The following is a 21,734-nucleotide window of genomic DNA, read 5'->3' as shown; positions in this document are numbered from 1 at the left end:
TGCGGCCGCCCGCGCTACTTTACAATGCTTACCTGACTGGTCAGGCGCTCGTTGCCGTTGCGCACCTGGAGGTAGTAGATTCCGGCCGCGAGGCCGCTCAAATCGAGCCGGTTGGTGTAGTTGTCGCGGGCCGCGCCCGAGTACACCCGCTGGCCCAGCGTGTTGGTCACCTGCACATCAAGGCTGCCCTTGGCATTGGCCCCGTGGATTTCCAGGTCAAACACGCCCGTGGTCGAGGGATTGGGAAACACGCTCACAGCGCGCAGCAGCGCCTCCGAGGTAGCCGTAATGGAAACAGCCGTCACCGTCACGTCGTCGATGTAGAGGTTGCCCTGATTGGCCGCGCTCATTACGTGGAAGCCCACGTACTGCGTGCTTGCGCCTGCCGGCAGCAGCGCCACTACCGGCACCGACGTGCCATCGGCCAAGGCGTAGTTGGTGTTGGTGATGGCATTGTTGGTGAACAGCAGGTTGGTTTGGGCGGCCACCGTGGCCGCCGTGCCCGATTTCACTTCCAGGCGCTCGGTGTAGTTCGACGGGCTGTTGGCAATGCCTTCGCCGCGGTAGCGGAAAGCCACCTGGTAGCGCGAGGTGGCCAGCAGCGCCAGCGGCGGGGTGAAGAACCAGTCGTTGGCCACCACGTTGTTCAGCACCAAGCCTCGGTAACGGATGCTGTTGGCCCCCGAGTTGGGGTTGGACGCCGAGACGGCCCAGGTAGCCCCGTCAGCATTGGCATCAAGCACACTGAAACCGCAGGGCAGCACCTGGCCCGGCACCAGGGTGTCGAAGTTCTGGCTGTAGGGGAAAGCCGCAACCGTCTGGTTGGGGCTGCAGGGCGTGGTGAACGTGACGGGCGTAGCGTAGCTGCTGGTGCCGCCGGCGGTGCAGTTGCTCCGCACATACACCTGGTACGTGGTAGCGGGCGTCAGGCCGCTCAGGGCCACGGGCGCGGTGGTAGCCGTTACCAGCGTGCCCGTGGCGAGGGCGAAGCCGGGCGGACCGTATAGCACTTCGTAATTGGTAGTGCCAGTGGTGGGGGCAGTGAAGAACACGCTGGCCGTGGTAGCCGTGATGTTGCCAACGGCCAGGGTCGTGGGTGGGGCGCAGTTCGGTACGACGGTGCCAAACTCAATGGCAAAGCGGAACGAGTTGTTGGGCGCAAAGTCGAGCCAGGTGGCCGTGCCGCCCGGCAGGTAGAAGAAGGCACCGGGGCGGATGGGGGTTTCAGTCTGGTAAGAAAGGGCCATGTTGGTGGCGCTGGTTTCCTTTACACCCACAAAAAAGCTGGTTGGTACCGCTATGTTAGGGACCGTGAGCGTGACGGCCCCGCCGGCCGAAGTGCGGTTCTGCGTAGGCGAGGTGTAGAGCAGTGCGCCGGGCAGGCCACCCGCCGCCGTAGCATCATAAATGACCAGCTGGTACGGGGCCGTGTTGGTGGCAGTGCCGGTAGTAGGAGCAAAGGTCAGCACCACGTCGCCGATGGTCGTAGCGGCCGGCAGCGTGTACTTCGAAGCCAGAATGGCATTGCCGAGGCCGATGCCCCCCACCCCCGGAGCCGACGGGTCGGTGTACGATACGCGGTCGGCCGTTACCAGCTGGCCGTAGGTAGCGGTGTTGTTGGTGTTGTTGCCATCGGCCGGTACCGTCACGGTGAGCGTGTTGGTGCCCAGCGCCAGCGTGGCCGGGTAGCTGGCAAACGTAACCGTGGTGGAAGCACCCGCCGCCAGCGAGGCTACCCGCTTGGTATCGGTGAAGGTGTTGGCTCCGGTCACGTTCAGCGTTACGTCGAGGTTGGTTTGGGCCGAGATACCAGCATTGGTCACCACCGCCCGCACGGCGTGCGGCAGGGCTCCGGGGCTGGCTATTTTGCCCAGCGTATAGATAACGGATACCGCCGCGTCGCTGGTCGGCGTGGGAGCGAAGCGGTAGGTGCGGCCCGCGTCCGGCAGAGCCGATTGGCGGACGTTGTGGGCGTTGCCCGCCGCCGAGGCGAGGTAAGGACCCACGAAGAAGGTGGTTGCCGACCACAGCCCCGTCGACGCCTTGGTGGCCAGCACCGAGGCCGCCGGCGCCGTTCCCTTGATGCCCACAGCCGCGTACTTAGCATTCGTTACACCCGTGCTAGCCGTGGCGGTACCGTACACAAACTCCACGTTGTTGGTGGTTTCGTAGAGCTTTACCTGAAAGGAAAAGTTGTCGAATTGCGTGGCGATAACTACACTAACGGTGGATGAAGCCGCCTGCGGCTTATCGGCCACGTTTTTCCACTGAATGGTACACACCCGGTTGGGGGCCGTGCCCGTGGTAACCACCCGGTACTCGGTGCCGCCGGCGGTGCCGGGGCCCAAGTCCAGGTTGAAGGGCGCAATCAGGTTGATATCGGCCGCGTTGGTGCCGGAAACCGGGCCGGACTCGGGGGTTTGGGCAAACGGCGGAAACGCCGCCACCGATGAAGGTGCCGCGCTGCCCAGCCGTAGCAGGCCGTTCGTGTTCAGCACAAACTGCGTGAAGGCCGTGCCATTGAAATTGAACGTGAACCCAATGGCCTGCGCCGCCGAGTTGTCATCGTCGGTGTTGGCCGTGGCGATGGCCGTGCCCGTCGTGCCCAGGTCGGTGTAGGTGCCGGCCACGTTCGTCGCCGTGCTGGGGGTGTAGTTCAGGGTCTGTGCCTGCGCGGCTCCGGCCGCTCCGCCCGCCAGCAGCACGGCCAAGCCAGCCTGCTGCAAACGGCTGGCCCAAGGGTTACGGATGTAAGAATTCGTCATAAAAAATGAAAAAAATGAAAAGATGATTATCCGATAATGCGGCAATCTTCACGAGGCCCGGGAATACAAGCCTTCTAATTTGTAATGCAATATCCCGCCTTTTTAGTCAGGGGTGATAACAACTATTTAACAAAAATATCATACAGCACAAAAGCATCTGATACAGTGCGGTTAGTGCGTGTAAAAAAGATTATGGCCAAGTCAGAAATTTAACAAAAGACGTCTTATTTGGATTTGATTTTAATAAACAACAGTCTTTGTTATCAATATAATAAGTATATAAGCTATTTTATGATAATTTGGGCAGAAACAACTTTGGCTACTATGCTTCCGGGCGGTTGACAAGCCATGAGGGGTTGAAAGTGAAAAAGGCCCTTCTGCGTGAGCAAAAAGGCCTTTTTGGTTCGGGGTGCTTCTGCCGGAGCCAAACACTGCCTACTTATCAAACACCTCGTTCAGCACCCCGGCCAGCCGGATGCCGGCTTTCAGCACCTGCTGCTCCACGGTGGGGCCAAAGGTGGGGTAGAAGTGCCAGTCGAACTTGGTGGGCGGGGTGGCCGCGCTGGCGTAGATGGGCGTGCAAAGCTGGTACGACTCGAAAAGCCAGGTCGTCATGTCGTCCTTCTGCCACTGCTTGATTTGGGCGGGCGTGGCGTGGTCGTAGGCCGTGGCCATTTCGCTGTACGTGAAGCCGGGATATTCCACCAGGGCCGTGTCCCACACGCTGTGCAGGTTGGTGTCTTCCTTGGCGCGCCAGTTCACCATGATGCTGTTGCCGCCCTTGTCTTCGGCGTGGCCTACGTGCAGCGGCTGATGCACATCGCCCACCAAGTGAATCACAAATTTGAGGGCCACGAGCTTTTCGGCGGCGGTTTTCTGGGGGTCTTTCAGGTCGCGGCGGGCTTGCAGCAAGGCCGTGTAGGCGTTGGTGGGCGCGGCGGGGGCCAGGGTGGCCGGGTCGTTCAGCTGCTTCACGAAGGCGGCAAAATCGAGCCCAGTGGCCACGTTGAGGTAGTGCCAGGGGGCCGTGTCGCGGAACTGCGGGTCGGCGCGCAGCTCATCGGCCCAGGTGCTCACCAGCGGCATGGTTTCGTGGCCCAGCATGCGGGCCACTTCGCGCCTGGCGGAAGCAGAAAGGTGGTTTTCGGCAATTTTGGCCACGGCGCGGTGGCCCACCACGCCCCAGGCCAGCAGGCTAAACGGCGCACACAATAAGGCTAGCAGGGCAACACTTTTTTTGAACATCAGCGAGTAGGGTGGGAGTGAGGACGAGAGCAAGCCGTTTCCCGGGGTTTGGGCAAACTTCCGGCGCAAGCAGAACCACAAAGCTAGCGCCCGGCAGCAGCAGATGGATGCGCGGCCGGCAAAGTATTTGCGCCCAGTGGTAAGACGGTGAAATCCGGGGCTGGGAAAGGTTTTGTATCGTTATTTGGTGCGCTAAACGCCATTGCCCGCCCTGCTCCCTGCTCTGCCTTTGCAAACTATTGTCGATTCTCCTGCCTTATTCATCGGCCACGACGAGCCGAACCGCTGGCTCTACGTGGACCTGCGCGGCACCTACGACGGCACCCTGGCGCAGGCCGCCTGCGAGCAGATGCTGGCCTGCCTGCGCCAGTGGCCCTGCCAGAAAATCCTGAGCGACGGCACCAACATCCTCGCCGTGCATATGCAGCGCACCCAGTGGGGCAGCCGGTGGCTGGAAGAAATGCGGGCTGCCGGCCTGCGGTACTTTGCCTGGGTTCTGCCCCACGGCCTGCAGGCCCGGCAAGCCACCGAGGAGCGGGTAGACCCCATCAGCAACCCCCTGGTAGGCACTTTCAATGACCTCGCCTCGGCCTGCCTCTGGCTGCAACAGCAGCGCGAGGTTGGGTAAGAGTTAGGGGTTAAGAGTTAACATGGGCCATTAGAATATTAAACTCTTAACCTTTAACTCTTAGCTGTACCCCGCCCGTGTTCACCAATCCCGTCATCGACGACAACTTCCCGGACCCTACTCTCATCCGCGCTGCCGATGGCTGGTACTACGCCTACGGCACCCAAACCAAGCGGGCGGGCCTCATCATCAACCTGCAAGTGGCGCGCTCCCGCGATTTGGTGGCCTGGGAATACCTCGGCGAAGGCTTACCCGCAAAGCCCGCTTGGGCCCAGCTGAGCCAGAAAATATGGGCCCCGCACGTCAGCGAGCACGGCGGGCGCTACTACCTCTACTACTCCGCCCGGCCCGATGGAGTCAACTCTTTCAGCCTGGCCGTGGCCGTGGCCGATGCGCCCGCCGGCCCGTTCGCGGACTGTGGCCGGCCGATGCTGCCCGGCCCCGGCTTCACCTGCATCGACCCCATGGCGTTTGACGACCCCGCCACCGGCCATCGGCTACTGTACTGGGGCTCAGGCTTCGGCCCCATCTGGGTGCGCGAGCTGGCCGATGACCGCCTGCGCTTCGCGTCTGGCAGCGAGGCTGTGGCCGTGCTGCATCCCAGCGTTTCCGACGACCCCGCCGACTACCACCGCCTCATCGAGGGGGCCTGGGTGCATCACCGCGCCGGTTGGTACTACCTGTTTTTTTCGGGCGACAACTGCTGCGGCCCGCACGCCCACTACGCCGTGCTAGTGGCCCGCGCCCGCCACGCCACCGGCCCCTTCGAGACCTACGCCGCCGCCACGGCCAACCCCCATGCCGCCCTGCTCGTCGCCAATGCCCACTGGCACGCCCCCGGCCACAACTGCGTGGTGACCGACGCTGCCGGCCAGGACTGGCTGGCCTGCCACGCCATCGACCCCCGCCAACCCACCTTCGACGCCATCGACGATTCCGAGGGCTACTCGCGCCGCGTGCTCATCCTGGCCCGGCTGGAATATGATGCCGACGGCTGGCCCGTGGTGGCCGGCAGCTCGCCGCAGTGGCAGCCCCAGCCCGCGCCCGCAGGTTGGGAATAAGTCCACTTTTTGAAGCCGCTCAAGTCCCGGCGAAACGGCTTTTACGTATCTTCGGCGGCCCTCGCTCTTCTGTCTTGCTTATGTCGTTTTCGTTACTTATCAATCGAATTGGAAGCCGCCGTTGGGCGAGCCTGTTGGGGCTGTTGGCAATGACGGCCGGCCCGGCGCTGGCCCAAACCCCGGCTCCCGCCGAAACGCGTTGCTTGATGCTACCCTTGGAGCCGGCCAGCCGCGCCCGGCAGTCGGTGCTGGTTGTCGAAGCGCAGGTGCTCGATGCGCGCAGCTTCTGGGATGCCGGCCACCATCACCTCTTCACCCGGCACCGGCTGCGGGTGTTTTCATTGCTCAAAGGCCAGGTGGCCGACACCACCGTCCTCACCGTCCTCACCGAAGGCGGCCGCCTCGGCCTCGACCAGCAGCTTCTTACCAACACGCTGCGGCTCACGCCCGGCCAGCAGGGTGTTTTCTTCCTGATGCCCGCGCCCTGGCCGGGGCTACCGGTGGCCGGCCCGCCGGCTTATACCCCCGTGGGCAGTGAGCAGGGCTTCATCCAATTCGACCCTGCCGAAGGCACGGCCACCGAGCCATTTCGCGTGTACAAAGCGTTGGATGCCGGCTTTTATCAGGCAATAGGCAGCCTCACGGGGCAGGCGCGCCAAGTGTTGCTGACCAACCCGGCGCTGGCCAAAGCGCCCGCGCCCGTTCGGCGCGGCACAGCGGCCCCCACCATCGCGGGCTTCGCGCCCGTCAGCCTCACGGCGGGCACCGGCGCAGTGCTCACCATCACCGGCGACGGCTTTGGCAGCGCCCGGGGCAGTGGCTTTGTCGAGTTCCGGAACGCCGACGATGGCGGCGCTACCCGTGTGAAAGCCCGCGATGAAGACTACCTCGCCTGGACCAATAACCAAATTCAGGTGCGGGTGCCTTCCACGGCCAGCGGCGGCAGCCCGGTGAGCAGCGGCCACCCCGCCGGCTCCGGCTCCGTGCGCGTCACCACTGCCGACCAGCTGGCGGTGGAAAGCAGTGGTGTCGTCACCATCGTCTACGCCCTCACCAACGTGGAAAGCACCGACGGCAAGCTCCTCCAGCGCCCCAACCACATTGCCCTGAATGCCACCGGCGGCATCACCTTTCACTTCGGTCCCAATTTCACGGCCACGCCGGCGGCGGCCTGGCAGCGGGCGCTGGCCACCTGGCGCTGCCAGACGGGCATGAACTGGGATGCCGGCACCTCCAACACCACTAACACCATTGCCGACGACGGCCAGAACGTCGTCGCCTTCGACCAGGGAGCCGAGCTCCCTTCCCGCGTGCTGGGCCGCACCACCAGCTACTACAAAGGCTGCTACGCGACCAATGGCGAAGTGGTGTTCTGGGTGAAGGAAATCGATATGCAGTTTGACGATGCTTCGCCCTTTCAGTTCGGGCCGTTTGCGGCGGGCATCAACCAGATTGATTTCGAGTCGGTGGCCGTGCATGAGCTAGGCCACGCCCAGCAGCTCAACCACCTGAACCTGCCCCGCGCGGTGATGCACTACGCCCTGAGCGTTGGCCAGAATACCCGGGCGCTAAACCCCCTCAGCGAGGTGGCTGGCGGGCGACAGGTGCTGCGGGTACGCAGCTTTCGCAACCTGGGCTGTAGCGGCCCGGCCCTGCTGCCCGCGCCGCTCACCGGCCTGAGCGGGCAGTACGCTGCCGGTCCCGGCACCACTCTCACCTGGACCACCCGCGACGAATGCTTCCTGAGCCGCTTCGTGGTGGAGCGCAGCCTCAGCGGCGACACTACCGCCTGGCAGCAGGTGGCCATAGTGGCCCCGCGCCCCCCCGCCAGCCAGTACCAGTACGTGGATGCCCAGCCGCCCGGCGGCTTACACTACTACCGTCTCCGCCTTCAGCGCCCCGATGGCTCGCTCGACAGCGCCGCCCCCATCGTCATCAGTTCGGAGAATAACAGTGTCAGCATCTTCCCCAATCCGGTGACCGAACCCCAACTGCGTCTTCAGTTCCCCGCTTCGGCCGACGGCGCGGTGATTTTTTGGGTGTATGACGTGCTGGGCCGCCGCATCATGGCCACCGCCCTCAGCGTGCCCACCGGCCTAAACGTGCTAACCCTGAACCTGCCCGTCACGCAGCCCGGCCTCTACGTCCTGCGCTGGCAGGATGCGCAGGGCCGCACGGGCAGCCAGAAATTCACCCGGCTGTAGGTTGGACTTTGGTTCCGGTGCGGGTGCTTATCTTGCTCCGGCTAGCTTTTCCTCTTCCGGCTTGCTTTTATTCTACCCATGATAACGCTTCGCGAGAATGCTGCCCGGGCGCAGCAAACAATTACGATGTTTCAGGGCCTGTTGGTCGTACTGAGCTTGGTCATCCTGGCCGATTTTGGCTACCTCAACCTCCTCGGAAACGGGCGCGGAACCGATGAGATAGATGCTACCCCGCTGGGCATCACGCATAATCTGCTGGCCGTGGTTGAGCTCATTGTGCTGATTACATCATTTGTATTGTTCGTTCGCTGGCTGCGCCGCGCCTACTGGAACCTGCATGCGCTGGGCCGCCCCACAGAGCACAGCGAAGGCTGGGCCGCCGGGGCTTGGTTTGTGCCGTTTCTGAATATGTTTCGGCCCTATTCCATCGTGCGGGAGGTATGGCGGCAAACCCAGCTGGTGGCTTTCGAGCAGGTGACACCGCACGGCCTGCTCCGGGCTTGGTGGCTGTTGTTTATTGCGCATAGCATCGTCAGCAACGTCACTAGCCGGATGGAAAACCACGCCACTACCACCGAGCAGTTGCAAAGCGCGGTCTGGGGAAACGCCATTACAGCCATGCTCATGTTGGGCACGGCTGTGCTTACCATACAGGTAGTGCGCCGCATTGCCGGATACGAGGCCCAGATGGACCTGCGCCTGCAGGTAAGCCGCATCGGTGCAGCCGCTCCCCAGCCCGCCGCCGAACTGCTGGAAGACCAGTCAGACTACGAGTATTAGCCGGCCGCTCCGGAAGCTATAAGCTGCGCCCCGTTGCCGGCGCGGCCACGGCCGTGGCCGCCGCTGCTACTTTATACTGCCCCAGCTGAGCCTCGTCCAGGTTGCCGTTTAGCCATTCGTCTTCGATGGTGGCCCCCAGCTTTTTGTAGAAGGTGATGGCGGGCTCATTCCAGTTCAGTACCTGCCATTTCAGGCGCACGGCTCCGGTGGCGCGGGCTTCGGCCACCACGGCATCGAACAGCAGTCGGCCCAGGCCACCGCGCCGCGCTGCCTCCGTCACCACTAGGTCTTCAAGGTAGAGCATCCGGCCTTTCCAGGTGGAGTAGGCGGTGTAAAACAGCGCCAACCCAACGACTTCAGCCGCTTCATTTTCCAGCACGAAAAAGCCGAAGATGGGAGCCGGCCCGAAGCCGTCGCGCTGCATGGCGGCCAGCGTATTGGTCACGGCCTCCGGCGCTTTCTCGTATTCGGCCAGCTCCTGAATCAGGCCCAGCACCTGCGGCAAATCGGCTTCCACGCCCCGGCGCAGCACAATGTTGTTTTCCATGATAGTCAAATCGGAAGAAAAAGAAATTGGGCCGCTACCGCCTCAGCAGTAACGGCCCAATGATATCGAAAGCAGGAATAGCCCGAGTCAGCGTGTCTACGAAATCCGAGCCAATCCGTGGCCTACATCTGCGGCTGCATTTTCTTGATGTCCTCCGTGGCGTTCACCGAGTTCAGCTCGCGCATCTGCTCGGGCTGTTTGGCACCCTTGGTGGTGTCGGGGGCGGCGGGCAGCGGGGGCAGGGCGGTGGTGGCGATATCATCGTCGCCCTCGGCGACAGACGGGCCGCACGAAGGCAGCGTGAGCGACAGCAAAGCAGCGGCCAACAGGCCGGGGAGGAGCGTTTTTTTCATGTGTGGATAAACGAATTCGGGCGCAAGTTACGCACGCCCGGCGGGTTGCGATACGAAAATATTGCGCCGGTGGCCGAAGCTCCGGTCAGTAAAAACCCGGATATTTGCCCGCCCATGCCCGTTCCTCTCTCCGTCGTCATCATCACTTTCAACGAAGCGGCCAACATTGCCCGCTGCCTCCAGGCCCTGGCCGATGTGGCCGACGACGTGCTCGTGGTCGATTCCTTCTCCACCGATGCCACCGTGGAAATCTGCCGCCAGCACGGCGTGCGCGTCCTCCAACACGCCTTCGCCGGCTATGTGGAGCAGAAAAACTACGCCACCAGCCAGGCGCAATTCGACCACGTTCTCCAGCTTGATGCCGACGAAGTCCTGACCGACGAGCTGCGCCAGTCTATCCGCGCCGCCAAGGCCGACTGGCAGCATGCCGCCTACTCACTGGCCCGCCTCACCAACTACTGCGGCCACTGGGTGCGCCACGGCGGCTGGTACCCCGACCGCAAGCTGCGCCTCTACGACCGCCGCTTGGGCCGCTGGACCGGCCTGCTCCTGCACGAGAAATTCGAGGTAAACCCCGGCCTCACCACCGCCCCGCTCGCCGGCGATGCCCTGCACTACAGCTACCACAGCATCGCGCAGCACGTCAGCCAACTCAACAAGTTCACCAGCATCACCGCCCAAGAACTGGTCCTGCGCGGCCGTACCCGCGTCAGCCTGTTCCACCTGCTGCTCAAGCCGCTCTGGAAATTCGTGCATAGCTACATCTTCCGCCTCGGCTTTCTCGATGGTTTCGCGGGCCTCTGCATCGCCGGCATCTCGGCCTGGGGCGTGTTCCTGAAATTCGCCAAGCTGAAAACCCGCACCGAACAAGCCGAAGCATGAGCCCGGAAAATTCCTTCACCTTCCTCGTCTCCCGCACCGATGCCATCGGCGACGTGGTGCTGACCCTGCCGGTCTGCGGGCGGCTCAAGCAGCTGTTTCCCGGCTGCCGGGTGGTGCTCATTGGCCGGACGTACACCGCGCCCGTAGCTGCCGCCTGTCCGTGGGTCGATGATTTTCTGGACCTGGATGAGCTGCTGAAAGAACCCGAAACGGCCCAGCTCGAAACCCTGCGTGCCTACGCTGCTGCTGCCATCATCCATGTTTTCCCCAATAAAACCTTGGCCCGTCTCGCCCGAAAGGCGAAAATTTCCATGCGTATTGGCACCCGCAACCGCTGGCAGCACTGGCTCACCTGCAACCATCTGGTGGCCCTCAGCCGCCGCCACTCCCCTTTGCACGAAGCTCAGCTAAATGTGAAGCTGCTGGAGCCGCTAGGTGATACTTCCACGCCCACCATAGAGGAAGTGGCCCAGCTGGTGCGCCTGCACGCCACCGAGCCGTTGGCCCCCCAGTTCCAGCAGCTGCTTCAGCAGCGCCAGCCCGGCCAGCTCAACGTCATCCTGCACCCGCGCAGCCGGGGCAGCGCCCGCGAGTGGGGCCTCGACAACTTCACCCAGCTTGCCCGGCTGCTGCACCGCGCCGGTCACCGCGTGTTCATCAGCGGTACGGCGGCGGAAGGGGAAGAGCTGGCCGCCTGGCTCCGGGAAAATGCCACCTTCCTCGCTGCCGACCTCACCGGCCAGCTCAGCCTGCCGCAGTTCATCGCCTTCATCGCCGCCGCCGATGGACTCGTGGCTGGCAGCACCGGCCCGCTGCATCTGGCCGCCGCGCTGGGCCGCCACGCGCTGGGCCTGTACCCGCCCATCCGGCCCATGCACCCCGGGCGCTGGGCCCCGCTGGGGCTGCACGCCGAATTCATGGTTTTTGATAGACCGAATTGCGACGACTGCCGCCAGCAGCCCGCCGCCTGCACCTGCATCCGGGCCATTGCGGCGGCAGCGGTGGCGGCGCGGGTAGCCGCTTGGCTGCCGCTGCCGGTCGGACAATAAATGCCATATAGCGCCGAACAATGGCCGATTCGTCGGGTTAGTTTGCTGCTTATTTGCCGTAGCGCAACCTAGCAGACGCTGCAATCCGTACATCGGGCAATGCGCCGCACGTTGCGCTCCGCTACTTTTGGCCTGGGTTGGCCGACGGTAGTGGCGCATGGCGGGCAGTTATTGGCATGAAGCAACTCGGCCACCCCGCCTTTCCGAGTAGCTTAATAAGCCGGTGCTTTTGTCATAATCCCCTATTCCTTCGTAGGTTTCGGCCTGCAATTTCCCCCGCCCACCTGTATGAGCGATTCCCCCGAACGGGTCAAACTGAGCAAAGAGGAAAAAGACCGGCGTTTTCAGGCCGAGCTAATGCCCGTGCTCGACCCGCTCTACAATTTTGCCTACCGCCTCACCCTCGACGAGGATGATGCCAACGACCTGGTTCAGGAAACCTACCTCAAAGCGTACCGCTTCTTCGAGTACTTTGAGCCCGGTACCAACGCCAAGGCCTGGCTTTTTCGCATTCTTAAGAATTCGTTTATCAACGACTTCCGTAAGAAAAGCAAGCAGCCCGCCAAGGTCGACTACAGCGAAATTGAGGGCTACTACAATCCCGACGACGTGGAGGCCGAAGGTGAAATTGGCGCTTCCTCGTCCGATATGCGCCAGCAGTCGACCCGCGACCTCATCGGCGACGAAGTTGCGAGCGCGCTAAATTCTTTGCCGGTCGATTTTCGTACCGTCATCATCCTTTGCGACCTCGAAGGTTTTACCTACGAGGAAATGGCCAAAGTACTTGATATTCCGATTGGTACGGTGCGTTCGCGCCTGCACCGGGCCCGCAATTTTCTCAAGGATAAGCTCGAGAAATACGCCCAGTCAATGGGATATGGCAATGATGCAATAGACGACGACACGGAACTAACCGAGGCCGATAATAATTAACGTCTTCAACCGGGACGCATTATTCCCGGCCACATACTTCATTGCTTCTCACCCCTTTCCTGCATTTTCAATTATGAACCCATCCGCTACTAAAGAAACCAACACGTCGGCTTCCATTTTGGATAATGGCCCCGACTGCGAACGAGTGAATACTGTACTAGACCAACTCATCGAAGGCCAGCCCCTGACCGCCGAGGACGAAGATTATCTCTACGACCACGCCACGGACTGCTCGCCCTGCTTCGACGACATCGAAAAGCAGCGCGTATTCATCGGTTTTTTGAACCAGCGCGTAACCCGCCAGCCCATTCCAGCCAAGCTCCACGATGCCATTTTGGCCCGTGTAGGTGCGCAAATGGCCTAATACCGGTAGCTTTGCGCGATGCAAGGCAAAATCATCGTGTTTTCGGCCCCTTCGGGCGCTGGCAAAACCACCATCGTGCACCGCCTCATGGACCGGTTGCCCGAGCTTAGCTTTTCTATCTCGGCCTGCACCCGCGACCGTCGCGGCCGGGCCGAAGTGCAAGGCAAGGACTACCATTTTATATCCGTTCAGGACTTTCAGGACAAAATCCGCAACGATGAGTTCGTGGAGTGGGAGGAAGTGTACGAGGGTGCCTTTTATGGCACGCTCAAGTCCGAAATCGAACGCATCTGGGACACCGGCAAGCATGCTATTCTCGATGTCGACGTGAAGGGAGGCCTCAGCATCAAGGAGTTCTACAAGGACCGGGCACTGGCTATTTTCGTCCGTCCGCCGTCCATCGAAGTGCTGGAGCAGCGCCTGCAGGCTCGTGCCACCGACTCGCAATCCAGCATATCCTCACGGGTGTACAAGGCCAATTTCGAGCTTGGCTTCGAAAGCCGGTTCGATGTGACCGTGGTCAACGACAACCTCGACGAAGCCTCCGACCACGCCGAAAAGCTGGTGCGCCAGTTCATCAGCGGCGAGCCGGCCATCGTATGAGTGGCCGCCGGGTAGGCCTGCTATTCGGCTCGTTCAATCCCGTGCATACCGGCCACCTCATCCTGGCCGAGCATTTCGCCACGCGCACCGATTTGGCCGAAGTCTGGCTCGTCGTCACCCCCCACAACCCTTTCAAAGCCGCTGCCGACCTGCTGCCCGATACTCAGCGCCTGCACCTTGTGCAGCTCGCCATTGCCGGCAACCCGCGCCTGCGCGCCGAGGACATCGAGTTCGACCTGCCGCGCCCCAGCTACACCATCGCCACGCTCGATGCACTACGGCTACGCCACCCCACGCACGATTTCGTGCTCCTCATGGGCTCCGACAACCTGCCCGGTCTCCTGCGCTGGCAGGAATCGGCCCGCCTGCTGGCCGAAGTCGATATCTACGTGTACCCCCGCCCCGGCTCGCCCATTCCTGACCTAGCGCTATTTCCCCGCGTGCAGGTCATGGCTGCCCCGCTACTCGACATCTCGGCCACCTATATCCGCGAAAGCCTGCGCCAAGGACGTAGCATCCGCTACTTAGTGCCCGCTATCGTCGAAACTGAATTGCTGAAATAGAAAAGCACTGCGAAACACTGCGCTTTTTGACACCGCGAAACACTGCGTGAAACAAACACCACAAAAAAGCCCGACGATAATTCGCCGGGCTTCTTCGTTTTCAACCAGCCAAATCAGATGGTCATAATCTCCGATTCCTTCTTACTGAGCGTCCTATCAACCTCAGCAATGTAAGAGTCCGTCGTTTTCTGTACTTTCTCTTCGGCACTTTTCACGGCATCTTCCGAAGCCCCTTCTTTCAGTAGCTTGCGCAGGCTCTCGTTCACATCCTTGCGGATGCCGCGTACGCGCACCTTGCCAGCCTCGGATTCATTCTTGGCCTGCTTCACCAGGTCGCGGCGGCGCTCTTCGGTCATGGCCGGAATATTGAGGCGCACTCCATCCGCATCCGATACCGGATTCAAGCCCAAATCACTGTTCTTGATGGCTTTGGCTACCTCGCTCACCATGTTTTTTTCCCAGGGCTTAATGAGCAGCGAGCGGGCATCGGGGGCCGTCACGGTGGCAATCTGACCGATGGGCGTTGGGGTACCGTAGTAATCCACGCGCAGGCTATCAAGCATGGCCGGCGAGGCCTTGCCCGCCCGGATGCGACTCATTTCCACATTTACGTGCGCCAGGGCCTTGCCCATCGATTCGGCAAGCTCATCAAGGTAAAACTGAATTTCTTCGTCCATCTCGTTAGAAGGGTTGAATTTTAAGGGTTGAATGTTGAATGACGTTGAGTTGAGGCCGAAATAATACTTCAGCCCTCATAACTCAACATTCAAAATTTCTTACGCCTGTTCCGGTTGGTTGCCTACCAGTGGCTGGAGCAGGCTTTGCTTGGCTTCAAGAACTGGTTTGCGGCCATCGCGGCCGGGGCCGGTACCGCCGGCGCTCACCAGCGTGCCCATCGCCTCACCATTCAGCAGGCGCTCAAGGTTGCCCGGGGTGTTCATATCGAACACAATGATGGGCAGGTTATTCTCCTTGCACAGCGTGAAAGCCGTCATGTCCATCACGTTCAGGTTCTTGCTCAATACCTCATCAAACGTGATTTCGGGGTAGCGTGTGGCCGTGGGGTCCTTCTCCGGGTCGGCGGTATAAATGCCGTCTACCCGCGTGCCTTTCAGCACCACATCGGCCTCAATCTCAATGGCCCGCAGCGAAGCCGCCGAGTCCGTAGTGAAATAAGGTGAGCCAATACCGGCTCCAAAAATTACCACCCGGCCCTTTTCCAGGTGCCGCACGGCACGCCGCCGGATATACGGCTCACACACCCGCTGAATGGTGAGGCCGGAAAGCAGGCGTGTGCTCACTTCCAGCTTTTCCAGGGCGCTTTGCAGAGCCATGGAATTAATCACCGTAGCCAGCATGCCCATGTAGTCGCCCTGCACGCGGTCGAGGCCAAAGGCTTCGGCCTGCACGCCGCGGTAGATGTTGCCACCGCCAATCACGACGGCCACCTGCACGCCCGTCGCGGCCACGCTTTTAATTTCTGAGGCGTACTGCATCAGCCGCTCAGCGTCGATGCCGTACTGCTGCTGGCCCATCAGCGCTTCGCCGCTGAGCTTGAGGAGGATGCGATTGTATTTCAAGTCGAGAATATTGAGTAGTTCAAGCTAAAATTGGCGGCGGGCGCTAGGCGAACTGCACCAGCACCTGGCCTTTCTGCACGTTGTCGCGCAGGTTCACTTTCAGGCTGCTTACCGTGCCATCGGCAGGTGCTTTCAGGATGTTTTCCATTTTCATGGCCTCCAAAACCAGCAGCGGGTCGCCCTTCTGCACGGTCTGACCGGGCGTCACCCGAATATCTACGATGAGGCCGGGCATGGGGGCTTTCAACTCGTTTACTTTGGCCACGGCGGCATTGCTCATGCCCAGGCGTTCGAGGAGTAGGTCGAACCGGTCCTTAGCCGCCAGGGCTACGCGCTGACCGTTCAGCTTCAGCACCATGTTTTTGGTGGCGTAGTCAATTTCGATAATTTCCGCATTGTAAGAGCGACCTTCGTAAAGCACATGAAATCGTCCTCCGCCCAAATCCACTACATCCCAGGCCAACGGCTGGCCATTGAGCATGATAGCATCATTGGCGCGATAGTCTACTTCCCAAACTTGGTCGGGGGCGGTGCTGATTTGGAACATCGAAAGCGGATGGGATGGGAGGAAAGTGGGGTTAAAGGTAGCCCAAATCTCAAATTAATTCAGAAATTGAGGCGTTTTTCGCCTGTAGCTGTTGGCATGAAGTATCTGGTTCCGGGCATTACCAGCCTGTTGTTATTCGTACAGTTTCTGGCCGTTGCGCAAAGAGGCACGTCAGGCTCGGGCAAACTGCCTAGCAAAGCCCCCATTCATAAAAAGGCTGCACCCGCGCCGGCCGCTGCGCCCGCGCCGGCTGGCCTCGTGGTGCCGTCCTGGCTGCCTTCTGAGGCTCCCATCCAGCCCGCCGCCACCATGCTTACCGATATAATCGACACCAAGCTTGATGTTCGGTTCGACTACAAAAAGCAGTACCTGCTGGGCACGGCCATCCTCACGTTGCGCTCGCATTTCTACCCGCAGGCCGAGCTGGTGCTCGATGCTAAGGGCTTCGATGTGCAGAAAGTAGAGTTGGTGGGCGAGAAAAAGAATAAAAACCTCACGTACAACTACAACCGCCGCAAGCTCGTCATCGCCCTCGACCACCCGTATCCGCGCACCACGCCCTACCAGGTACGCATCGTGTACGTAGCCAAACCGAGCGAACTGCCCCAGGGCGGTTCCGCCGCCATCACCAACGACAAGGGCCTTTACTTCATTAATCCGTTGGGCACGGAGAAGAACAAACCCCGTCAAATCTGGACCCAGGGCGAGACCGAATCTAGTTCCTGCTGGTTTCCCACCATCGACAAGCCCAACCAGCGGATGACCCAGGAAATCAGCATGACCGTCGAAAAGCAGTTCAAAACGCTTTCCAACGGCATGCTCACGTCCTCCCACGCCAACCCTGACGGCACTCGCACCGATACCTGGAAGCTCAGCGAGCCCCACGCGCCTTACCTGGCCACCATGGTCGTGGGCGATTTTGCCGTGGTGAGCGACTCCTGGCACGGCAAGCCCGTCGACTACTACGTGGAGCCGAAATACGCCGGCACCGCCCGCGCCGTCTTCGGCCATACGCCCGAAATGCTGGATTTCTTCTCCAAAAAGCTGGGTGTCGAATATCCTTGGGAAAAATACGCCCAGATAGCCGTGCGTGACTACGTGAGCGGGGCCATGGAAAATACCACCGCTTCCACCTTTGGCAGCTTCGTGCAAATTTCTAAGCGCGAGCTTATCGATGCCAATTTCCAGACTTCCGAATTTGTTGTAGCCCACGAGCTATTTCACCACTGGTTCGGCGACTACGTGACCTGCGAAAGCTGGGCCAACCTGCCCCTCAACGAGTCCTTCGCCGACTACTCCGAATACCTTTGGGCCGAGCACAAGTACGGGGCCGACGAAGCTGGCCTCGTCCAGGAAATCAAAATCAACAATTACCTCGAAGAAGCCCAGTCCAAGCGCGAGCCCCTCATCCGCTACCGCTACACCAACCGCGAGGACATGCTCGACCGCCATTCCTACGACAAGGGCGGCCGCGTACTTCATATGCTCCGCAAATACGTGGGCGACGATGCCTTCTTCGCCTCCCTCAACCGTTACCTCACCCAGAATAAGCTCTCCGCCGTCGAAATTTCCAAGCTCCGCGAAGCCTTCGAAGAAACCACCGGCGAGGACCTGATGTGGTTTTTCAACCAGTGGTTCCTCAAGCGCGGCCACCCCGAGTTGCGCATCACCCACACCTACGCCAACGGCCAAGTAGCCCTGCGCGTGCAGCAAACGCAGGACACCCTATTCCAGCCCGTCTACCGCCTGCCCGTCACCGTGGCCGTCTGGACCGGCAGCAACCAGCCCACCGAGCACCACATCACTGTCACCAAAGCCGACCAGACCTTCCAGCTTCCCGCCAGCCAAAAGCCGGTTTTCGTCAAATTCGATAGCGAAAGCCAGCTCCTGGCCCAGTTCGACGAAGAACGCACCACTGATGAGTTGGTCTTTCAGTTCTATCATGCCCAGAGCTACCAGCAGAAATCCGAAGTACTAGAGCTGCTCCAGAACAAAACCGACCAGATGAGCGTGAGCAGTTTGATGCGCAACGCCCTTAATGACAAATTCTGGAACGTGCGTCGCGTCGCCCTTGACCACCTCCGTCGCTACCGTGGCCCCGAGCCCGAAGGCATGCGCAAGGACATCCAACGCCTCGCCATAAACGACCCGATATCCCGGGTTCGCGCCCAGGCCATCACCACCCTCGCCACCTTCGCCGATGGCAACTACGGTCCCATTTACGGGAAAGCCGTCGGTGACAGTTCCGCTCTCGTAGCCGCCGCGTCCCTCGAAGTCTTGGCCAAAAAGCCCGAACCTGCCACGCGTCAGCAAGTAGCCGCCATCGAAAACACCAGTAGTAGCCCACTCTTAGTTGCCATTGCCAGTTACTACGCCCTCAACGGTGGCCTCGACCAGTACCCCTGGTTCCTGCGCCGCCTGCCCGATGTGACCGAAGGCGACCTCTATGCTTATTTCCAGTCCTTCGGCACGCTCATGACCCACATCCCGCCCGTTGAGCGCGACAAAGGCATGAAAATCCTGGAAGATTATGCCCGCAATGCCTCGCGCTACGAAATCCGGCTGGGAGCCTACAAGAGCCTCGCACTCCTGCTCCCATCCATGCCCAGCCTCAAAGCTACCCTCCAGAACATTCGTGAGAAGGAAACTGACGACCGCCTCAAGGCATTTTATAACCTTATGTAAAAGCAAGTTCCGGGAAATGGGCAAAAAAAGAACAACCTTTTTTTGCCGTACCCCTTGCCTTATGTCAAAAAACCTCTAATTTTGCGACTCCTTACGAAACACTACTACTTCGGTAGCAGCGAAACGGAAGGAGTTAGGCCTCTCAGCAATCGGCTGGGGAGCACCAAAAATGGGGGTATCGCATAGTGGCAATTGCGGGTGACTGTAACTCACCTCCTTCGGGTTCATAGGTTCGAGTCCTGTTACCCCCACATTTTTTAGTAGGATGCCATCTGCGGGAGTAGCTCAGTTGGTAGAGCGGCAGCCTTCCAAGCTGCAGGTCGCGGGTTCGAACCTCGTCTCCCGCTCATTTTTCAGAATAAGCCGTTTTAGCTCAGTGGTAGAGCACTTCCTTGGTAAGGAAGAGGTCATGGGTTCAAATCCCATAAATGGCTCAGATTATTACCCAAGTCCAGCAATCGGAATTATTCCAGTTGCTGGCTCGGTTCTCTCAGGCAAGCGACGCACAGTTTTCTATTTCAGTAGGGGCTGAGTCTCGCTTTCTTCGTGTAGGTTCCGATTTTTACCTCAAATTCACTTCACCACCTCTTTTTTACTCTTTACAATGGCTAAAGAAAATTTCGACCGGTCCAAGCCGCACGTAAACATCGGTACCATCGGTCACGTCGACCACGGCAAGACCACCCTGACTGCTGCTATCACGCAGGTGCTAGCCGGCAAAGGCTTGGCCGAAAAGCGCGATTTCGGTTCGATTGACAACGCCCCCGAAGAGAAAGAGCGTGGTATTACCATCAACACCTCGCACGTAGAGTACTCGACGGTTAACCGTCACTATGCGCACGTTGACTGCCCCGGTCACGCCGACTATGTGAAGAACATGGTAACCGGTGCTGCCCAGATGGACGGTGCTATCCTCGTGGTAGCTGCCACCGATGGCCCGATGCCCCAGACCCGTGAGCACATCCTGCTCGCCCGCCAGGTAGGTGTTCCCCAGCTAGTGGTGTTCATGAACAAAGTAGATATGGTGGATGACCCCGAGCTCCTCGAGCTGGTGGAAATGGAAATCCGTGAGCTCCTCTCGTTCTACGACTTCGACGGCGACAACATTCCGGTTATCCAGGGTTCGGCCCTCGGCGGCCTGAACGGCGATGCCAACTGGGTTCCCAAAATCGAGGAATTGATGGACGCGGTTGATTCGTTCATTCCGATTCCTGCTCGTCTGACCGACCTGCCCTTCCTGATGCCTGTTGAGGACGTGTTCTCGATTACGGGCCGTGGCACTGTTGCTACCGGTCGTATCGAGCGCGGTATTATCAACTCGGGTGAGCAAGTTGACATCCTGGGTATGGGCGCTGCTGCTGGCCTGAAGTCGACGGTTACGGGTGTGGAAATGTTCCGCAAAATCCTCGACCGTGGCGAAGCTGGTGACAACGTAGGTCTGCTGCTCCGTGGTATTGAAAAAGAAGCCATCCGTCGCGGCATGGTTATCTGCAAGCCCGGTTCGGTAACTCCTCACCAGAAGTTCAAGGCTGAAGTCTACGTTCTCTCGAAAGAGGAAGGTGGCCGTCACACGCCGTTCTTCAACAACTACCGTCCGCAGTTCTACCTGCGTACCACCGACGTTACCGGCATCATCACCCTCCCCGAGGGCGTTGAAATGGTAATGCCCGGCGACAACATCACCATCACTGTTGAACTCATCAACAAGGTGGCGATGGAGAAAGGCCTCCGTTTTGCTATCCGTGAGGGTGGCCGCACGGTAGGTGCCGGTCAGGTAACCGAAGTTCTCGACTAAGCTCCGGCTTAATCAGTAAAAAAAGCCGCTCTCGACTTCTTCGGGGGCGGCTTTTTTACGCTGAAACAGAAGCTAGTATTTGTTTTCTCTTCTGTTTCTCTTACCTTTGCACTCCCTTTAGCGAAATGCGCTCTGCGGGAATGTCAATAAACGAGTGTGGTGCAGCGGTAGCATACGGGTCTCCAAAACCTTTGACGGGAGTTCGAATCTCTCCACTCGTGCAATTTGGGCTAGTTGGCCCGCTCCATGTCGTCATCAGCGGCAACGCTGTTATTTCCTCAACCAATGGACAAAATGAGCAATTATTTCCGCACTACCATCGAGGAGATGCGTTACAACGTAACGTGGCCCACAACGACGGAACTGCAGAAAAGCGCCGGCTTGGTGCTGATTGGTTCGCTCGTGTTTGCCGTAGTGGTAGGCATCATGGATGTCAGCTTTGAGTCGGTACTTAAAGCGTTTTACAACTCGTTTCGCTAATCAGCAATCAAGATGGGCGAATTGAAATGGTACGTGGTGCGCTCCGTGAGCGGCCAGGAGAAAAAAGCCAAAAATTACCTCGAAACGGAGCTCGGCCGGCATAGCCTGACTGAACTGGTACCGCAAGTACTGATTCCGGTAGAGAAGGTGTTCGAGATGCGTAACGGCAAGAAGCGCGTTCGCGAGCGGAACCTCTACCCCGGCTACATCATCATCCACGCTGACCTCAGCCACGGTGAAGTTGACCACATCATCACCAGCACGCCCGGCGTGATTGGTTTCCTTGGCGACAAGGATAAAAAGGACGCTTCGAACAACAAGCCGGTTCCGTTGCATATCACCGAAGTAAACCGGATTCTCGGTATCGTGGATGAAGCTGAGCAGCAGGTTGATGCCGCCCTCGACAAGCCTTACGTTGTAGGCGAACTCGTGAAAGTGGTGGACGGCCCCTTCAACGGCTTCTCCGGTAATGTGGACGAGGTGTTTGAAGAGCGTAAGAAGCTCAATGTAGTGGTAAAAATCTTCGGCCGTTCGCAGCCAGTAGAACTCAGCTACACCCAAGTAGAAAAAGAGGTTTAGTCCTTATCGATTATACCACGCCGACTAATTGCTCCGGGTCGGCGGGGCTTCCAAACAGGAGTTTATACAAACTGAGGCAAGTGCGAGTTAC

21 protein-coding genes and 4 tRNA genes are annotated in these 21,734 nt (G+C 59.8%); 18 read left to right on the top strand and 7 right to left on the bottom strand.

The window, feature by feature from the left end:
* Nucleotides 1-14 precede the first annotated feature (14 nt).
* Nucleotides 15-2,765, bottom strand: a complete 2,751-nt coding sequence (locus ACVWYF_RS11760; RefSeq protein ID WP_457068074.1) for a T9SS type A sorting domain-containing protein — start codon at nt 2,763-2,765, stop codon at nt 15-17.
* 435 nt (nt 2,766-3,200) lie between these two features.
* A complete protein-coding gene (locus ACVWYF_RS11755; protein WP_457068072.1) occupies nt 3,201-4,010 on the bottom strand; it encodes a S1/P1 nuclease in 810 nt (269 codons plus the stop codon).
* 229 nt (nt 4,011-4,239) lie between these two features.
* On the opposite strand from ACVWYF_RS11755, the gene ACVWYF_RS11750 reads away from it, so the two are divergent.
* The 4 genes from ACVWYF_RS11750 (at nt 4,240) to ACVWYF_RS11735 (ending at nt 8,683) form a co-directional block, all read left to right on the top strand.
* Nucleotides 4,240-4,638, top strand: coding sequence for a hypothetical protein (locus tag ACVWYF_RS11750; protein ID WP_457068070.1), 399 nt, complete (start codon nt 4,240-4,242; stop codon nt 4,636-4,638).
* Between the two features lie 77 nt (nt 4,639-4,715).
* Nucleotides 4,716-5,699 (top strand): glycoside hydrolase family 43 protein, encoded by a 984-nt coding sequence (locus tag ACVWYF_RS11745; protein ID WP_457068068.1) that lies wholly within the window; start codon nt 4,716-4,718, stop codon nt 5,697-5,699.
* Nucleotides 5,700-5,779: 80 nt separating this feature from the next.
* The gene (locus tag ACVWYF_RS11740; protein WP_457068066.1) at nt 5,780-7,903 is read left to right on the top strand and encodes a matrixin family metalloprotease; all 2,124 of its coding nucleotides are present in this window, start codon (nt 5,780-5,782) and stop codon (nt 7,901-7,903) included.
* 78 nt (nt 7,904-7,981) lie between these two features.
* Complete coding sequence (locus ACVWYF_RS11735; protein ID WP_457068064.1) at nt 7,982-8,683, top strand: DUF4328 domain-containing protein; 702 nt, start codon at nt 7,982-7,984, stop codon at nt 8,681-8,683.
* Between the two features lie 16 nt (nt 8,684-8,699).
* Here ACVWYF_RS11735 and ACVWYF_RS11730 read toward each other — a convergent pair whose 3' ends face one another.
* Both ACVWYF_RS11730 and ACVWYF_RS11725 read right to left on the bottom strand, forming a co-directional pair.
* A complete protein-coding gene (locus ACVWYF_RS11730; protein WP_457068061.1) occupies nt 8,700-9,230 on the bottom strand; it encodes an N-acetyltransferase family protein in 531 nt (176 codons plus the stop codon).
* Between the two features lie 122 nt (nt 9,231-9,352).
* A complete protein-coding gene (locus ACVWYF_RS11725; RefSeq protein WP_457068058.1) occupies nt 9,353-9,583 on the bottom strand; it encodes a hypothetical protein in 231 nt (76 codons plus the stop codon).
* 114 nt (nt 9,584-9,697) lie between these two features.
* Here ACVWYF_RS11725 and ACVWYF_RS11720 point away from each other — a divergent pair, with 114 nt between their 5' ends.
* From ACVWYF_RS11720 to nadD, 6 genes are all read left to right on the top strand, one after another.
* Nucleotides 9,698-10,465 carry a glycosyltransferase family 2 protein gene (locus ACVWYF_RS11720; RefSeq protein ID WP_457068056.1) on the top strand — a complete coding sequence of 256 codons (768 nt, stop codon included), beginning with the start codon at nt 9,698-9,700 and terminating at the stop codon, nt 10,463-10,465.
* Nucleotides 10,462-11,514: a glycosyltransferase family 9 protein gene (locus tag ACVWYF_RS11715; protein WP_457068054.1), complete on the top strand. Its 1,053-nt coding sequence runs from the start codon at nt 10,462-10,464 to the stop codon at nt 11,512-11,514. The genes ACVWYF_RS11720 and ACVWYF_RS11715 overlap by 4 nt, the downstream gene beginning before the upstream one ends.
* Nucleotides 11,515-11,802: 288 nt before the next feature.
* Nucleotides 11,803-12,447 (top strand): sigma-70 family RNA polymerase sigma factor, encoded by a 645-nt coding sequence (locus ACVWYF_RS11710; RefSeq protein WP_457068051.1) that lies wholly within the window; start codon nt 11,803-11,805, stop codon nt 12,445-12,447.
* Between the two features lie 73 nt (nt 12,448-12,520).
* On the top strand, nt 12,521-12,811 hold the full coding sequence (locus ACVWYF_RS11705) for a hypothetical protein (protein WP_457068049.1): 291 nt from the start codon (nt 12,521-12,523) through the stop codon (nt 12,809-12,811).
* An 18-nt stretch (nt 12,812-12,829) separates the two neighbouring features.
* Nucleotides 12,830-13,414, top strand: coding sequence for a guanylate kinase (gmk, locus tag ACVWYF_RS11700; RefSeq protein ID WP_457068047.1), 585 nt, complete (start codon nt 12,830-12,832; stop codon nt 13,412-13,414).
* Entirely contained in the window at nt 13,411-13,977 is a 567-nt protein-coding gene (gene nadD / locus ACVWYF_RS11695; RefSeq protein ID WP_457068045.1) for a nicotinate (nicotinamide) nucleotide adenylyltransferase, read from the top strand. The genes gmk and nadD overlap by 4 nt, the downstream gene beginning before the upstream one ends.
* Before the next feature lie 113 nt (nt 13,978-14,090).
* Here nadD and frr read toward each other — a convergent pair whose 3' ends face one another.
* The 3 genes from frr to ACVWYF_RS11680 all read right to left on the bottom strand — a co-directional run bounded on the left by frr (nt 14,091) and on the right by ACVWYF_RS11680 (nt 16,104).
* Complete coding sequence (gene frr, locus ACVWYF_RS11690) at nt 14,091-14,654, bottom strand: ribosome recycling factor (RefSeq protein WP_457068043.1); 564 nt, start codon at nt 14,652-14,654, stop codon at nt 14,091-14,093.
* A gap of 99 nt (nt 14,655-14,753) precedes the next feature.
* A complete protein-coding gene (pyrH, locus tag ACVWYF_RS11685; protein WP_457068041.1) occupies nt 14,754-15,557 on the bottom strand; it encodes a UMP kinase in 804 nt (267 codons plus the stop codon).
* Nucleotides 15,558-15,600: 43 nt separating this feature from the next.
* Complete coding sequence (locus ACVWYF_RS11680) at nt 15,601-16,104, bottom strand: biotin/lipoyl-containing protein (RefSeq protein WP_457068038.1); 504 nt, start codon at nt 16,102-16,104, stop codon at nt 15,601-15,603.
* A 96-nt stretch (nt 16,105-16,200) separates the two neighbouring features.
* Here ACVWYF_RS11680 and ACVWYF_RS11675 point away from each other — a divergent pair, with 96 nt between their 5' ends.
* From ACVWYF_RS11675 to nusG, 8 genes are all read left to right on the top strand, one after another.
* Entirely contained in the window at nt 16,201-18,789 is a 2,589-nt protein-coding gene (locus tag ACVWYF_RS11675) for a M1 family aminopeptidase (protein WP_457068036.1), read from the top strand.
* Nucleotides 18,790-18,960: 171 nt separating this feature from the next.
* Nucleotides 18,961-19,040, top strand: a tRNA-Tyr gene (locus ACVWYF_RS11670).
* Nucleotides 19,041-19,063: 23 nt separating this feature from the next.
* Nucleotides 19,064-19,136: transfer RNA gene (locus ACVWYF_RS11665), tRNA-Gly, on the top strand.
* Between the two features lie 15 nt (nt 19,137-19,151).
* Nucleotides 19,152-19,223, top strand: a tRNA-Thr gene (locus ACVWYF_RS11660).
* Nucleotides 19,224-19,393: 170 nt separating this feature from the next.
* A complete protein-coding gene (tuf, locus tag ACVWYF_RS11655) occupies nt 19,394-20,584 on the top strand; it encodes an elongation factor Tu (protein WP_168672198.1) in 1,191 nt (396 codons plus the stop codon).
* A 150-nt stretch (nt 20,585-20,734) separates the two neighbouring features.
* A tRNA-Trp gene (locus ACVWYF_RS11650) sits at nt 20,735-20,805 on the top strand.
* A gap of 73 nt (nt 20,806-20,878) precedes the next feature.
* Nucleotides 20,879-21,064, top strand: a complete 186-nt coding sequence (gene secE / locus ACVWYF_RS11645; protein ID WP_457068034.1) for a preprotein translocase subunit SecE — start codon at nt 20,879-20,881, stop codon at nt 21,062-21,064.
* 12 nt (nt 21,065-21,076) lie between these two features.
* Nucleotides 21,077-21,643, top strand: a complete 567-nt coding sequence (nusG, locus tag ACVWYF_RS11640; protein ID WP_168672195.1) for a transcription termination/antitermination protein NusG — start codon at nt 21,077-21,079, stop codon at nt 21,641-21,643.
* The last annotated feature ends 91 nt before the right edge of the window (nt 21,644-21,734 follow it).

The organism is Hymenobacter sp. UYAg731 (genome assembly GCF_054061335.1).
Note: the sequence above shows the minus strand (reverse complement) of the source record. Positions and strands in the feature narration are given on the sequence as shown.

Excerpts from the sequence above, each read along its gene's own strand:
- ACVWYF_RS11760 (WP_457068074.1), bottom strand. The coding sequence starts at position 2,765 with ATGACGAATTCTTACATCCGTAACCCTTGGGCCAGCCGTTTGCAGCAG.
- ACVWYF_RS11755 (WP_457068072.1), bottom strand. The coding sequence starts at position 4,010 with ATGTTCAAAAAAAGTGTTGCCCTGCTAGCCTTATTGTGTGCGCCGTTT.
- ACVWYF_RS11740 (WP_457068066.1), top strand. The coding sequence starts at position 5,780 with ATGTCGTTTTCGTTACTTATCAATCGAATTGGAAGCCGCCGTTGGGCG.
- ACVWYF_RS11735 (WP_457068064.1), top strand. The coding sequence starts at position 7,982 with ATGATAACGCTTCGCGAGAATGCTGCCCGGGCGCAGCAAACAATTACG.
- ACVWYF_RS11730 (WP_457068061.1), bottom strand. The coding sequence starts at position 9,230 with ATGGAAAACAACATTGTGCTGCGCCGGGGCGTGGAAGCCGATTTGCCG.
- ACVWYF_RS11725 (WP_457068058.1), bottom strand. The coding sequence starts at position 9,583 with ATGAAAAAAACGCTCCTCCCCGGCCTGTTGGCCGCTGCTTTGCTGTCG.
- ACVWYF_RS11720 (WP_457068056.1), top strand. The coding sequence starts at position 9,698 with ATGCCCGTTCCTCTCTCCGTCGTCATCATCACTTTCAACGAAGCGGCC.
- ACVWYF_RS11715 (WP_457068054.1), top strand. The coding sequence starts at position 10,462 with ATGAGCCCGGAAAATTCCTTCACCTTCCTCGTCTCCCGCACCGATGCC.
- ACVWYF_RS11710 (WP_457068051.1), top strand. The coding sequence starts at position 11,803 with ATGAGCGATTCCCCCGAACGGGTCAAACTGAGCAAAGAGGAAAAAGAC.
- ACVWYF_RS11705 (WP_457068049.1), top strand. The coding sequence starts at position 12,521 with ATGAACCCATCCGCTACTAAAGAAACCAACACGTCGGCTTCCATTTTG.
- gmk (WP_457068047.1), top strand. The coding sequence starts at position 12,830 with ATGCAAGGCAAAATCATCGTGTTTTCGGCCCCTTCGGGCGCTGGCAAA.
- nadD (WP_457068045.1), top strand. The coding sequence starts at position 13,411 with ATGAGTGGCCGCCGGGTAGGCCTGCTATTCGGCTCGTTCAATCCCGTG.
- frr (WP_457068043.1), bottom strand. The coding sequence starts at position 14,654 with ATGGACGAAGAAATTCAGTTTTACCTTGATGAGCTTGCCGAATCGATG.
- ACVWYF_RS11680 (WP_457068038.1), bottom strand. The coding sequence starts at position 16,104 with ATGTTCCAAATCAGCACCGCCCCCGACCAAGTTTGGGAAGTAGACTAT.
- ACVWYF_RS11675 (WP_457068036.1), top strand. The coding sequence starts at position 16,201 with ATGAAGTATCTGGTTCCGGGCATTACCAGCCTGTTGTTATTCGTACAG.
- tuf (WP_168672198.1), top strand. The coding sequence starts at position 19,394 with ATGGCTAAAGAAAATTTCGACCGGTCCAAGCCGCACGTAAACATCGGT.
- secE (WP_457068034.1), top strand. The coding sequence starts at position 20,879 with ATGAGCAATTATTTCCGCACTACCATCGAGGAGATGCGTTACAACGTA.
- nusG (WP_168672195.1), top strand. The coding sequence starts at position 21,077 with ATGGGCGAATTGAAATGGTACGTGGTGCGCTCCGTGAGCGGCCAGGAG.